Raw genomic sequence first — 11,893 nt, 5'->3', positions numbered from 1 at the left:
TTTCAAGCGCAGGAACTGAATCAATCCAGCCAGATAAGGGACGCCTGACGACCACAGCGGCCATCACGACGGTAAGAGAAAAAGCGTTCCGGGTGTTGATAGGTACACAGACCGCTGAGGGTAACCCGGTTCACCCCCAATCGGTTAAGGCGCTGCTGCGCCAGCCGAGGCAGGTCGGCAAGATAGCGATCTCCGTGAACTTTGAAGGCCGTCGCCGCCTCAGCATCCACCGCCATAAACTGCTGGCGCACATCGCTGCCTACCTCAAACGCTTGTGGGCCGATGGCCGGGCCAATCCAGGCTCGAATCGCCGCCCCCGGACATTCAAACTCCGACAGCACCGACTCCAGCACACCATCACACAACCCACGCCAGCCAGCATGAGCGGCGGCTACTTGGGTGCCAGCCTCATTGCACAGCAACACCGGCAGACAGTCCGCCGTCATCACCGCACAAGCGATGCCGTTCTGGCAACTAAAGGCAGCGTCTGCCACCGGTAGCGCTGCCGTTGCCGGCAGGGTGACCACATCGGTGCCGTGCACCTGCTCCAGCCACTGCACCGGCTGTTGCAGCCCCAATCCCCGCACCAGCCTGTGGCGATTGGCATCGACCGCAGCCACAGCATCCCCAACGTGCGCTCCCAAATTAAACCCATCGAATGGCGGCAAAGAGTCTCCGCCAATCCGATCGGTATAAACGGCGCGCACGCCATCGGGAAGCACCCAATCAGGGACGTGCCACATCAGTACTCCATGCCTCGCTCGGCGGTGTCCTGTCGCAGCGCTTCGGTCAACTGCAGCATATCCTCAGGAACCGGGGCATACCACTGCATCCACTCGCTGGTCACCGGATGTTCCAGCTCCAGTTTTACCGCGTGCAACGCCTGACGGCGGAAGCCCTTAAGCACCTGTTGCAGTGCCTCGGTAGCGCCCTTAGTCGGACGAGGACGGCCTTGATACAGGGGGTCACCAACCAGGGGGTGCTTAATGTGGGCCATGTGCACGCGAATCTGGTGAGTACGACCGGTTTCCAGGCGCAGACGCAAACGGGTGTGCGAACGGAACTTCTCGGCAATGCGATAATGGGTAACCGCAGGCTTGCCAATCTCCGTCACCGCCATGTGGGTCCGCTTCTGCGGATGACGGCCAATGTTGGCGTCCACCAGGCCGCCGGCAGTCAGGGTACCGTGAGCAATGGCCTCATACTCACGGGTAATCTCCCGCGCCTGCAACTGGGCCACCAGATGGGTTTGCGCTGGCACCGTTTTGGCCACCACCATCAAGCCGGTTGTGTCTTTATCCAGTCGGTGCACAATGCCCGCCCGTGGTACGTTGGCAATCTCCGGACAATGGAACAGCAACGCATTCAATATGGTGCCATCGCCATTGCCGGCACCAGGGTGCACCACCAGATCGGCGGTTTTATTGATCACCAGGATGTGGTCATCTTCGTACACGATGTCCAGAGCGATATCCTGGGGTTTGGAGCTGACCTCCTCCTCCAGAGTGGCACGCACGGAGACCGCCTGATCCACCAGCACCTTTTCCCGGGGCCGGGTCACCACTTCTTGGTCCAGACTGACGTTACCAGCCAGGATCCACTCCTTGATGCGACTGCGGGAATAATCTGGGAACAGATCGGCTAACGCCTGGTCTAACCGCATACCAAGGTGCGTATCGTTAAATACGCCATTTAATTCAACGTGTTGGGTCATATACTCTCGATCCAGCTGTAAAAGCTCGAAATCACTCGCAGTTCTGATAGAATCGCTCCAACTGCAATTTTATCTCTTTTTGCATCAGAACTTCACGACAATGATAAGGAATTGGTTCATAACATGCGCAAACTAGCAGGTCCTTTGCTACTCGTCCTGGCCAGTAGCCTGATGATGGCCGGTTGCTCCACCAAGCAGAGCGACACCTACGTCATCGAAGACCGCTCACCAGAAGCCCTGTACACGGATGCACGCCAGGCGATGGAAGCCGGCAGCTTTTCCAAAGCAACAAAAATCCTCGAAGCGCTGGACTCTCGTTATCCGTTTGGCACCTACAAAACTCAGGTCCAGCTCGACCTGATCTACGCCTATTATAAACTAGATGACACCGCCAGCGCTCTCGCTAATGTGGATCGCTTTATTCGGTTGAACCCAACCCATAAAGACATCGATTACGTTTACTACATGCGCGGCCTCATCAATATGCAGGCGGACAGCTACCTGTTCCACGATCTGCTCAGCATCGATCGCACCGATCGCGACCCTGAAAATGCCAAGGCCGCATTCAAGGACTTTGAGAAGCTGGTCAAGACCTTCCCGGACAGCCGCTACGCCGCCGACGGGCGCCAGCGGATGATCGCCATTAAGAACCGACTGGCGGAATACTCCCTTCGCGTTGCCGAGTACTACGTCAAAATCGAGGCCTGGGTAGCCGCTGCCAACCGCGCTCAGCAGATTGTCGAAACCTACGCGGGCACGCCCGCCGTCGAACCAGCTTTGGAGATCATGGCCAAAAGCTACCATGAGCTGGGACAGGAAACCCTGAAACAGAACACGCTGACAGTGCTCAAAGCCACCTACCCGAACAATACGTTCTCCGAGTAGAGTGCTTAAGACACAAAAAAGGCGCCGAACAGGCGCCTTTTTTTATGGAACCGTCAAATGGCATCTTCGTTTTCTTCACCGGTGCGGATGCGAATCACCCGCTCGACGTCGGTGACAAAGATCTTACCGTCACCAATCTTGCCGGTACGTGAGGTATCGACAATCGCTTCGATCGCCTGATCCACCAGCTCATCGGCAATGACCAGATCAATCTTCACCTTAGGCAGAAAGTCCACCATGTACTCCGCACCGCGATACAGCTCAGTGTGGCCCTTCTGACGCCCAAAGCCTTTCACTTCGTGAACCGTCATGCCATTCACTCCAATCTCACCGAGGGCTTCACGCACATCATCCAGTTTGAATGGCTTGATAATCGCTTCAATCTTCTTCATCTGCCGTCATTCCTTGCTAAACAGGAGCACCGCTTCCCAAAAAAAACAACTGGGCCCATCAGGCCAGCTAAACTGACAGAAAGTGTAAGCGATTCAAATCAGGATAGGGAAGCCTGAAACGATGCCTTGCTGCAAATATCATGGATTGACCCTGATTGAACTGATGATCACGCTGGCCGTTGCCACCCTGTTGCTGACCACCGGGGTACCGGCCTTGCAACAACTGCTCGCCAACAGCCGGGCGCACTCTGCGGTGACCAGCCTATACCAGGATCTCAACTACGCCCGTCAACTGGCCATCGCCTATCAGGCCACAGTCACCCTGTGCCCGCTGTCGCCCTCCTCCCAGTGCGACGGCCAATGGCATCAGGGCTATCGAATCTTCATCGACAGTCCGCCCTGGCAAACCTACGGCGATGACGACGAACACCTGAAACAGCAACCGGCCATTGCCAGCCGAGACGCCATCAAGTTCTCGGCCAACGTCAATGCCATCCGCTTTGACGAAGCCGGTTTTACCGGTCAGAACGGCACCTTCTACTACTGCCCGGACAGTGCCAGCGCCAGCCACCTAACCGCCGTGGTGATCAGCCGCACCGGCCGCATTCGCCACCATACGCTCACCACTCCGGTCAGTTGCCAATAGCCAGCTAACGCGGCGTCAGCTGTTCCAGCGCCCTGGCCTGGCGAGAGCGAAACTTGCCCTTGTAGGGCACGCACTCCATCACCTGTGCAATTCGATTACCAGATTGAACCAGCAGCCTGCCTGCCAGCCCGGTCATCTGTTGTTCCAACCGGGCCGGGCGCAACTGATAATGGACAATGCGCTGATGCCCCGCCTCGTCCCGCAGCCAACACTTGTGCTCCTGGCGAGCGTCATTGCCGGACGCCAGCATCAGCAACACCAAGATGCTCCCCCCCTTCATCACCAACACCCCTCAGGCGTGCGTTCACCGGCATCGGACAGCTTCAATTCAGCACACTCACTGTCCGCCAGTGCCTGCCCCCCCAGAGCCGTCGCCTGTAAAGTGAAGCCATTGGCGCTGGCTTCCACCGCATCCACCGAAAAGCGGCCGCTGAGCGTTACCATAGGGTCGGCGCTGGCCCCAAGCCGGGTCATGTCTGCCACATAGGTATGATTATCCATGTAGTATTGCTCCTGCAGGTTCGCCATTCGGGTCAATTCCGACAACGCCTCAGCCCGGTATCCGGCCGCCAGCTGAATCTGGTAGGAGGGCAGAGCCATGGCCATCAACAGCCCGACAATGGCCACCACCAGCATCAGTTCAATCAGAGTAACACCCCGCAACAGCCTCATCAGGGTTGCCCTCCCAAGTAGTAGTAGATGTAGACTGGCAACAACGACTTATCCGGATCGCCACTGCCGCTGTCGGTCAATTCAATGCCATCCTGGCTCAAGTTGAATCCCCGCCCCACGCCCACCAGATAGACCTTAGGGTTCCAACTCGGGTCATCGGGATCCTCCGGCGGGGGTATCACGATCTGTGGCGTGTCCGGCAGGCGCGCCCCTAGCTCAATGTACCGGTGTTGGTAGCGGTTGATGCCATGATGCAGGTTCAGCACGTACAGCCGTCCTTGGCCCGCACTCAGGCAGGCATTGGCAGCGCCAGGTTCTCCCGGCATAAAGGTGGTAAAGAAAGCGTTGCCGGAAAGAATAACGGCGGCCGACAGCGACTTCTCTCCCGGAGCCAGCGCTAACTTCCAGCCCCTCTTGCTGCCGGACAACACCTCCTGAACCAGCCTGCTGTCATCATCGGTGGCGGCGCCGACCGGATCACTGCTGACATCAAACAGTTCCGCCACAGTTATTGCTGCCGGAACCGGTCTGTGACCATCACCACTGCCACCATCAAAACTGGCCGGATACAGGTGAGGATCTCGCAGCACGAACAGGTAGTCCTGAGTCGAAATGGCATTGGGGTGGGCACGGTTGCCGCTGCCGATCACCACCGCATCGTAGGGCAGATCGGTACGGATGACCCGGGTATGAGTCTGACCACCTTCGGTGACGATTTCGGTTTCCTTGAGCGTCATCTTGGTTTGGGCCACACTGACCTCATGGGTGAAGCGGCGATCGCTGTGCGCCGTGTCCCCGCCCAGATTGGCAAACCGAAACCCGCTCCAGGGGTGTTCGGCTCGCGTACCAGGCAAATCCAGCCGCCACACCGCCCCCCCGGTATCGGCCGCGTAGATGCGGTCAGTCAGCCCATCGCCATTGCTATCCAGAATCGCCACCCTGGCGGCGACGCTGTCACTGAACGGCACCGGTGTTACCAACGCCGACGCCGTCTGATTAACAAACTGATGCACCGGTTCACCGGTCTCGGCATCCAGAATCAGCACGCCGGTACCAACCGAATCCGCCGTCCCCACGCCGTTGGCGTCTTTGTTGCTGTCGTAGCCGGCTCCGACAATCAGCACCGGCCGAGCGGCAGCAGCACTCAGGTTACCCAGAGGATAGTCCGGTATTCGAGTCAATACCGGCTCGGACCAGGTTTGTCCCAGCACTGCCAACCCTGAATCCTGAGCGCTTTTCACCCACATCAACCGGGGTTGGTCCGGGTTACTGAGATCCAGGCCGTAATAGGCCCGTCCGCCCCGACGCAAACCGAAATACACCCACACCTTGTCACCCTGATCGGCGTCGATGTCCCCGTCGGCATCCAGATCCACGATCCAGGCCACCGGCGGACCGTCGACCCCGTAGACACTGTGACCGCCGGTTTGCGGGTTATGCCTCAGCAAGGGGGTCTGACCGGTAAATCGATAGGGCCGATAGCTCCAGCTTTCGGTGATGGTGGCACCGCCATCTTCAAACATGTGCAGGGCACCGGCATTGGTTCCCACCAGAATACGCACCCCTTTGTCGCCGCCGTAATGAATCGCCAACGGCTTGGAGTGCAGTGGATCCCCCATCAGATCTTCACGACGTTCACCGCTGAGGCCATCCTCATCCTCATCGTCCACATCCTCCCCCTGCAACCAACGCACCCAGTCACCCAGGCTGGCAAGGTCAATGCCACCTAAATCCGCCAGCAGGGATTCCTGACCACCGGCACGCTGCTCCAGGCTGCTCTGTGACAGTGCGACCAAGGTCCCGGTGACGCTGGCCGGCTCGGTGAGAACCCGCCGTTGCAACTGAGTTTGCATCGCTTCCAGCGCCCCCCCCTCCATCACCGAATTGCCATCGCCACCGCTGCTGGCCAGGGCACAGGTGGCCGCCGAGGTCCAATACGTACAGGCTGTCTCGGCAATATTGCCGCCGACATCGATGGCGGCCTCCCCTCTGGCATCGACCACCTGTCCCGAACCAAGAATGCGCAGCTTCTTCAGATTTCCCGCCCAACGCGGCCGGTCCGAGGGCAGAAACATGGAGTAGTACACCGAGTCCAGTGTCTGAGTGCGATCAAAACTGTTGGCGGCAATCGACGGCGAAGTGAAACTGGCGTCCACAGCCAGAATTTCGGAAAACACCCGCTGCAGCGCATTCTGCAGTGATAGCGCATCGGCGGCAGCAAAATACTCGCCGCCGCCGCGACGGGCGGTCTCCGCCAGCAGCGCCCCGGCACTGTCGATGGCATCCTGGGAAAAACCGATGGTGTAAGTCACCACACTCTGACGCCCCGAAGCGACGGCATTGATGTCCTGACTGTACAGATGCTCGGCCACCGCCGGCAGGTAGCTGTCGGCCCAGTCTCCGTACCCCAGAGTGCGGTAAGGATCGTACACCGACACCCGCTCCGACACACCGATCCCCAGTTCGGCTCTCAGAACTGCGTTGGCCGCCTCGTCTTTCGTGGGTGAACCGTCGGTAATCAGCACCACATAAGCCTGAGGCTGACAGGTGACAAAGGGGCTCAGATACCGACCGGAATCCGCAAAGGGTACCCCAAACACCGGCACCGTCCCCCCAAACAGCACCTCGCCGCCACTGAAATAGCGATACGCCTCAAACAAAGTTTCACACAGTGGCGTCCAGGTGCTGGCCGTCAGACCATTGATGGTACTCATCAGGCTGGCTTTGCTCGAAGGCGTCATCGGTTGAATGGCGCTGAGCAAACGACCGCCATGGCTACCGCTGAGCAACCCGTCGTCACTGCCGTTACCATTAAACACCGCCAGACCGAAATCCACCCCCGGGGTGCTCTGCACGATGTCGGTGATGGTGTCCTTGGCAATGGCCAGGCGGCTGCGAACCACCGGCACGGCGGTTTTTCGATAATAGAGGTAGTTCTCTGTAAACAGGGTAACGCTGTCGCCGCTGGCAAAGCCGGTCTGCGACAGTGAAGCATCGGCAGCGGCAACCAATTGCGCCGCCGACAGCGAATTATCGCTGCCATCGTAGGGCTGAGCCTGGTCAAGATTCCGGGGAAACCCGGGTTGGGAGAACGCTCCTTGAGGGTGACTGACCGCATTCACCGTCAACCGATCCCGCAAATCCTGCAGACAATCAAACCCCAACTGGCTGAGACTGCCTTGATTGTGGGCCTTTTTCAGGCTCGCCGGCATTGGGCGCCACTTCCAGTCGCGGTCGGCCCGACCGCCGCGGCGAAAACTGAGCACCACGTCGGTGTAATAGCCATTGTGTTGCAAGATACTGAGTCCCGAGTCCGACTCCGGTATCAGGCTACTGCTACAACCGTTCATGGTGGCAGGGAAATAACGGTACTCATCGCCGCGGTCCGGATCCGGCAGGTTGCCATTTAACTGCCCGCGCACGTAAAACAGCCGCCCCTGATCCAGGCCACCACTGTAGTCCTGATTCGCATCAAACGGTGGCGGCGCCTCCTCCTCTTCGGTGGACATCGAACCGGAGTTATCAAAGATGATCAACACCTGGGGGCGACTGTCACTGGCGACGGTTCCCCCATAGACATACAGCTCGGTGTCATCCGCCCCTGCCCAGGTCGCCCAGATCATCAGTGCCATCGAGAGTGCTCTCATGCTAATTCCCCACCACCAAAACCTGCTGCTGAACCCCGGTAGTGATGCTCTGCTGACCGCGCTCCCCCTTTCCATAACGCTTGCTGGAACTCACCTGGTTGATGCGGCAAACGAAATGGCTGCCGGCATCAGCCGCCTGCTGCCGCTGACACGGCCCTTCGGTAATAAAGCTGACACCGTGCTGTGCCCCAAACACCGCGTCGACCTCACTGACCTCAGCGCTGTTGGTCAGCAACAGGCTGTCGGCCCTGGCCAGACGCTGACGCTCGATAAAACCATCCAAAGCCCCATGCAGTTGCTGCAGCACCTGGCTTCGAGCCGCGCTGGCCACTTCGGCCTGAATCACGTTGCGGCTGGCTCCGGTCAGGGCCAGGGCGATCACCATCAATACCAGTAACAACAACGAACTGACGATCAGCACCGCTCCCCGCTCTGGTCTCATCCTGCCCCCTCGGCCACCAGTGCCGCATTTCGCACCATCACCGTGGTAGAAAACAGGCGCCGAGGAATGCCGTCGTCATAAGAAACCACCCCGTCGGGCAAGGTCAACCGCAACCTGCCGTCGCTGATGCCACCCTGATCATCATTGGCCGCCCGCACCACCAGATACACCGTCACTGCCAGTACCTCTACAACGCCATCCCACTGTGCTTCACTCATGGCAGACGCCGTTATATAGCTGTCCACCCGACCGTCGCCCAGGCTGTCCACAGCGAAGAGAAACTGCAACATCTCAACCCCCTCAACCAACTCCTCCTCCACCATGCCGCCATTCACATAGAGTTGACGCCACTTCAGAACCGGCATGCCATCGTCACGACGCTCGACGTAATAAACCCTGTGTTGCCACTGCCAGTAACGTCCCTGCACCAGAACGGGAGCCGGTTGATTGCCGGCAAACAACCTGGCCTGAGCATGATTGCTCACCAGGTAGTAACGGTTTTCACTCAACGCCGTTGCCGCCACATTCGGACCCAGTAGCCGCTTCACCTGCAGCACGTGGCTGCCCAACAGCGCCTGCTGAGTGCAATCCATCGAAGGCACCGCACTCTGGCGGTAACTCCAGATGGTCCGAAAATGCCCTCGGTCAGCGGGAACACTGGCATTGTTCTCCCCCAGACCGACGCAGTCGTTATTCACCACCGCATCGACACTCACATTGCGGGTGGTCAGAGAGGTCCCGGTTAGCCCGGCATAAAACCCCGCCTGAGACAGATCATCACTCATCAGCCGCAACGCCAGGCGTGCCGATTCCTGAATCTGGTTGTATTGGCCGGTGGAGGTCACCGAAATGGAGGAGCTGACAAATACCCCAAAAACGGCAGAGAGGACAAACACCCCCAGCACCATGGCGATCAGCAGCTCAACCAACGTCAGTCCCTTGACCCTGCTCATGGAATCACCATCGAGTCCAGGTAGACCTGTCGCCGTCGCGCCGTTGGCACACCACATTCGAATCGCCAGCCATCGGCCTCAGTCACCGCATCCACCCCCTGCTGCAGACCCTGCCAACTGACCACCACCCCGACTCGATTGCCGTCAATATGGATACATCCCACCACCTGAGCCAGCTTGCGATTTCCCTCCCCACTGGCCTCGGCCACACTCAACAGCCCCTGCTGCCACTGAAACCGATCCCACTGCCGCATCTGCTCGGCGTTGCAAGGAATAATGGCACTGGTATCTGCTAAGCAGGAAACGTCGGGTTGTGGAAGCAGTGCCACACCGTAGTGGCCCTGATAGGCGGCGAGTTGAGTGGGATTAAGACGCATGCGCTCCAATGCATCGGCCGCCATGTTCATGGCGCGGGCATGCTGAAAAGACTGAAAGCTGCTGCGTTTAGCGACGATGTGGAGTTGCAGGGTACCCAATAGGCCTACCGCCAGTACCACCACCGACACCAACACCTCAACCAGGGTGACACCCCATTGAGTATGACTGGCCATAACATCCTTGTGGCTGCCGTACGTTCCGTGTCATTAAAGCTTAAGACAGGCAAAAAAAAGCGCCACCCAGATGGGCAGCGCTTTCTTATAACTTCTGGGAACAGGCTTATCTCAGTTCAATAGGAACTTGAAAAACAATGTTTTCTTCTCGGCCTGTCGCTTCCTCGACGTCGGCAGCACCGAGATTCTGCAGCTCGGTCACCACCCCTTTCACCAACACTTCCGGGGCCGAAGCACCGGCAGTCACCCCAATGGTGGTCACCTCACTCAGCCACTGGGGATTGATGTCATCGGCACCATCGACCAGATAGGCCCGGGCCCCTGATTTCTCCGCCAGTTCGCGCAGACGATTGGAATTGGAGGAATTTTTCGATCCCACCACCAACACCAAATCGCAACGGGACGCCAACTCCCTCACCGCATCCTGACGGTTCTGGGTGGCGTAGCAGATGTCGTCCTTGCGAGGACCGGCAATGGAAGGGAAACGAGCACGCAGGGCATCGATCACCTCGGCAGTATCGTCCACCGACAGGGTAGTCTGAGTCACGAAATGCAGGTTGTCCGGATCCTGTACCGACATATTGGCCACATCTTGCGGAGATTCCACCAGATAGATGCCGCCACTGTCGTTGCTGTACTGGCCCATGGTGCCTTCCACTTCAGGGTGACCGGCATGACCGATAAGGACACACTCCTGCCCCTTACGGCTGGCACGGGTGACCTGCATATGCACCTTGGTCACCAGTGGACAAGTGGCATCAAACACCTTTAGTCCACGGGCATCGGCTTCCTTACGGACCGCCTGAGATACGCCGTGGGCACTGAAGATCACAATGCTGTTGTCCGGCACTTCGTGCAACTCGTCCACAAACACCGCCCCACGCTGGCGCAGGCTGTCCACCACGTAGCGGTTGTGCACCACTTCGTGACGCACGTAGATCGGCGGCTCAAACAACTCCAGCGCACGTTCGACAATGCTGATGGCGCGATCAACGCCGGCACAAAAGCCTCGTGGGTTTGCCAGTCGAATCTGCATAATCAGTCCTTAATTACGATGTCCAGCACTTCCAGATCGAAAATTACCGTCTGGCCCGCCAATGGATGATTAAAATCCACAGTCACCGAATCACCGGCCAGTTCCCGAATCACCCCGGGAACCTGATTGCCGTCCGGCGTATCAAACGCCATGATGGTGCCTTCACTGAGATCGGCGTCAGCGGCAAACTGAGCCCGGTCCAGGTGATGAATGTTATCTGGGTTGCGTTCACCAAAGGCGTGTTGCGGATCCAGCGAGAAGCGACGCTTCTCCCCCTTCTCCATCCCCTTGATGGCGGCCTCGAAGGCGCCACTGAGGCTGCCATCCCCCAGAGTCAGTCGCGCCGGTTTGCCGTGGGCCCGGGTGCTGTCCGCCACCGTACCGTCCGGCAGTTCCACATCAAAATGCACAAACACCTGGCTGTCACTGCCAATGGTTAACTGGCTCATGAGGCCTCCTTGGGCCGACGACCATCCAGCAAGCTGTCGAGGATCATCAAAACCGCTCCGACGCAGATGGCACTGTCAGCAATGTTAAATGCAGGCCAGTGCCAGGCACCGACATAAAAATCAATAAAATCGACAACATAACCATAGGCCAGGCGGTCGATAACATTACCGATGGCCCCGCCAATGATCAGCGCATAAGACAGATTCAAGCGCCACAGCGAGTGGGCCTGGCGACGCATCATCACCGTCAGGGCGATGGTCACCACCAAGGCAAAACCGGCAAAGGCCCAGCGCTGCCAACCACCGGCTTCCGCCAGGAAGCTGAACGCCGCACCGGTGTTATGCACATAGGTGAGGTTCAGGTACGGGATCAGCGGGATGCTTTCAAACAACTGGAAGTTGGCGATCACCGCCAACTTCGTAGCCTGATCCAGCACCAGCGCCACCACCGCGACCCACATCCACCGCAGGCCGCTTTGACTCCATGACTGTGGCATCATCTCTCC

At 58.5% G+C, this 11,893-nt stretch carries 14 protein-coding genes; 2 read left to right on the top strand and 12 right to left on the bottom strand.

What is annotated here, in order from left to right; all coding sequences use genetic code 11:
- Nucleotides 1-20: 20 nt before the first annotated feature.
- Together pgeF and rluD are read right to left on the bottom strand one after the other, a co-directional pair.
- The gene (gene pgeF, locus J8Z22_RS03455; protein ID WP_252008780.1) at nt 21-743 is read right to left on the bottom strand and encodes a peptidoglycan editing factor PgeF; all 723 of its coding nucleotides are present in this window, start codon (nt 741-743) and stop codon (nt 21-23) included.
- Complete coding sequence (gene rluD / locus J8Z22_RS03450) at nt 743-1,714, bottom strand: 23S rRNA pseudouridine(1911/1915/1917) synthase RluD (protein ID WP_252008778.1); 972 nt, start codon at nt 1,712-1,714, stop codon at nt 743-745. The genes pgeF and rluD overlap by 1 nt, the downstream gene beginning before the upstream one ends.
- Nucleotides 1,715-1,837: 123 nt before the next feature.
- Here rluD and J8Z22_RS03445 point away from each other — a divergent pair, with 123 nt between their 5' ends.
- Complete coding sequence (locus J8Z22_RS03445; RefSeq protein WP_028114146.1) at nt 1,838-2,599, top strand: outer membrane protein assembly factor BamD; 762 nt, start codon at nt 1,838-1,840, stop codon at nt 2,597-2,599.
- 53 nt (nt 2,600-2,652) lie between these two features.
- Here J8Z22_RS03445 and J8Z22_RS03440 read toward each other — a convergent pair whose 3' ends face one another.
- Nucleotides 2,653-2,991 carry a P-II family nitrogen regulator gene (locus tag J8Z22_RS03440; RefSeq protein ID WP_028114147.1) on the bottom strand — a complete coding sequence of 113 codons (339 nt, stop codon included), beginning with the start codon at nt 2,989-2,991 and terminating at the stop codon, nt 2,653-2,655.
- A gap of 121 nt (nt 2,992-3,112) precedes the next feature.
- On the opposite strand from J8Z22_RS03440, the gene J8Z22_RS03435 reads away from it, so the two are divergent.
- Nucleotides 3,113-3,637, top strand: coding sequence for a GspH/FimT family pseudopilin (locus tag J8Z22_RS03435; protein ID WP_252008776.1), 525 nt, complete (start codon nt 3,113-3,115; stop codon nt 3,635-3,637).
- Nucleotides 3,638-3,641: 4 nt separating this feature from the next.
- Here the strand turns inward: J8Z22_RS03435 and J8Z22_RS03430 are convergent, their stop codons facing one another.
- The 9 genes from J8Z22_RS03430 to lspA form a co-directional block, all read right to left on the bottom strand.
- Entirely contained in the window at nt 3,642-3,917 is a 276-nt protein-coding gene (locus tag J8Z22_RS03430; protein WP_252010444.1) for a TapY2 family type IVa secretion system protein, read from the bottom strand.
- On the bottom strand, nt 3,917-4,309 hold the full coding sequence (locus tag J8Z22_RS03425) for a type IV pilin protein (RefSeq protein ID WP_305881813.1): 393 nt from the start codon (nt 4,307-4,309) through the stop codon (nt 3,917-3,919). Before J8Z22_RS03425 ends, J8Z22_RS03430 begins: the two co-directional genes overlap by 1 nt.
- A complete protein-coding gene (locus tag J8Z22_RS03415; RefSeq protein WP_252008772.1) occupies nt 4,309-7,956 on the bottom strand; it encodes a pilus assembly protein in 3,648 nt (1,215 codons plus the stop codon). Before J8Z22_RS03415 ends, J8Z22_RS03425 begins: the two co-directional genes overlap by 1 nt.
- 1 nt (nt 7,957) lies before the next feature.
- Nucleotides 7,958-8,398, bottom strand: a complete 441-nt coding sequence (locus J8Z22_RS03410; protein ID WP_156897092.1) for a pilus assembly protein PilX — start codon at nt 8,396-8,398, stop codon at nt 7,958-7,960.
- Complete coding sequence (locus J8Z22_RS03405; protein ID WP_252008770.1) at nt 8,395-9,351, bottom strand: PilW family protein; 957 nt, start codon at nt 9,349-9,351, stop codon at nt 8,395-8,397. Before J8Z22_RS03405 ends, J8Z22_RS03410 begins: the two co-directional genes overlap by 4 nt.
- Nucleotides 9,348-9,902 carry a type IV pilus modification protein PilV gene (pilV, locus tag J8Z22_RS03400; protein ID WP_252008768.1) on the bottom strand — a complete coding sequence of 185 codons (555 nt, stop codon included), beginning with the start codon at nt 9,900-9,902 and terminating at the stop codon, nt 9,348-9,350. Before pilV ends, J8Z22_RS03405 begins: the two co-directional genes overlap by 4 nt.
- A gap of 106 nt (nt 9,903-10,008) precedes the next feature.
- The gene (gene ispH / locus J8Z22_RS03395) at nt 10,009-10,938 is read right to left on the bottom strand and encodes a 4-hydroxy-3-methylbut-2-enyl diphosphate reductase (protein ID WP_028114154.1); all 930 of its coding nucleotides are present in this window, start codon (nt 10,936-10,938) and stop codon (nt 10,009-10,011) included.
- A 2-nt stretch (nt 10,939-10,940) separates the two neighbouring features.
- Nucleotides 10,941-11,387, bottom strand: a complete 447-nt coding sequence (gene fkpB / locus J8Z22_RS03390) for an FKBP-type peptidyl-prolyl cis-trans isomerase (protein WP_028114155.1) — start codon at nt 11,385-11,387, stop codon at nt 10,941-10,943.
- Nucleotides 11,384-11,884 (bottom strand): signal peptidase II, encoded by a 501-nt coding sequence (gene lspA / locus J8Z22_RS03385; protein ID WP_028114156.1) that lies wholly within the window; start codon nt 11,882-11,884, stop codon nt 11,384-11,386. Before lspA ends, fkpB begins: the two co-directional genes overlap by 4 nt.
- Between the last annotated feature and the right edge of the window lie 9 nt (nt 11,885-11,893).

Origin of the sequence: Ferrimonas sp. SCSIO 43195 (assembly GCF_023716685.1) — a bacterium.
GTDB classification, from domain to species: domain Bacteria; phylum Pseudomonadota; class Gammaproteobacteria; order Enterobacterales; family Shewanellaceae; genus Ferrimonas; species Ferrimonas kyonanensis.
The sequence above is the reverse complement of the archived record's forward strand: the minus strand, read 5'-3'. Positions and strand labels throughout refer to the sequence as shown.

Excerpts from the sequence above, each read along its gene's own strand:
- pgeF (WP_252008780.1), bottom strand. The coding sequence starts at position 743 with ATGTGGCACGTCCCTGATTGGGTGCTTCCCGATGGCGTGCGCGCCGTT.
- J8Z22_RS03430 (WP_252010444.1), bottom strand. The coding sequence starts at position 3,917 with ATGAAGGGGGGGAGCATCTTGGTGTTGCTGATGCTGGCGTCCGGCAAT.
- lspA (WP_028114156.1), bottom strand. The coding sequence starts at position 11,884 with ATGCCACAGTCATGGAGTCAAAGCGGCCTGCGGTGGATGTGGGTCGCG.
- J8Z22_RS03410 (WP_156897092.1), bottom strand. The coding sequence starts at position 8,398 with ATGAGACCAGAGCGGGGAGCGGTGCTGATCGTCAGTTCGTTGTTGTTA.
- J8Z22_RS03415 (WP_252008772.1), bottom strand. The coding sequence starts at position 7,956 with ATGAGAGCACTCTCGATGGCACTGATGATCTGGGCGACCTGGGCAGGG.
- J8Z22_RS03445 (WP_028114146.1), top strand. The coding sequence starts at position 1,838 with ATGCGCAAACTAGCAGGTCCTTTGCTACTCGTCCTGGCCAGTAGCCTG.
- rluD (WP_252008778.1), bottom strand. The coding sequence starts at position 1,714 with ATGACCCAACACGTTGAATTAAATGGCGTATTTAACGATACGCACCTT.
- pilV (WP_252008768.1), bottom strand. The coding sequence starts at position 9,902 with ATGGCCAGTCATACTCAATGGGGTGTCACCCTGGTTGAGGTGTTGGTG.
- J8Z22_RS03405 (WP_252008770.1), bottom strand. The coding sequence starts at position 9,351 with ATGAGCAGGGTCAAGGGACTGACGTTGGTTGAGCTGCTGATCGCCATG.
- J8Z22_RS03425 (WP_305881813.1), bottom strand. The coding sequence starts at position 4,309 with ATGAGGCTGTTGCGGGGTGTTACTCTGATTGAACTGATGCTGGTGGTG.
- fkpB (WP_028114155.1), bottom strand. The coding sequence starts at position 11,387 with ATGAGCCAGTTAACCATTGGCAGTGACAGCCAGGTGTTTGTGCATTTT.
- ispH (WP_028114154.1), bottom strand. The coding sequence starts at position 10,938 with ATGCAGATTCGACTGGCAAACCCACGAGGCTTTTGTGCCGGCGTTGAT.
- J8Z22_RS03435 (WP_252008776.1), top strand. The coding sequence starts at position 3,113 with ATGCCTTGCTGCAAATATCATGGATTGACCCTGATTGAACTGATGATC.
- J8Z22_RS03440 (WP_028114147.1), bottom strand. The coding sequence starts at position 2,991 with ATGAAGAAGATTGAAGCGATTATCAAGCCATTCAAACTGGATGATGTG.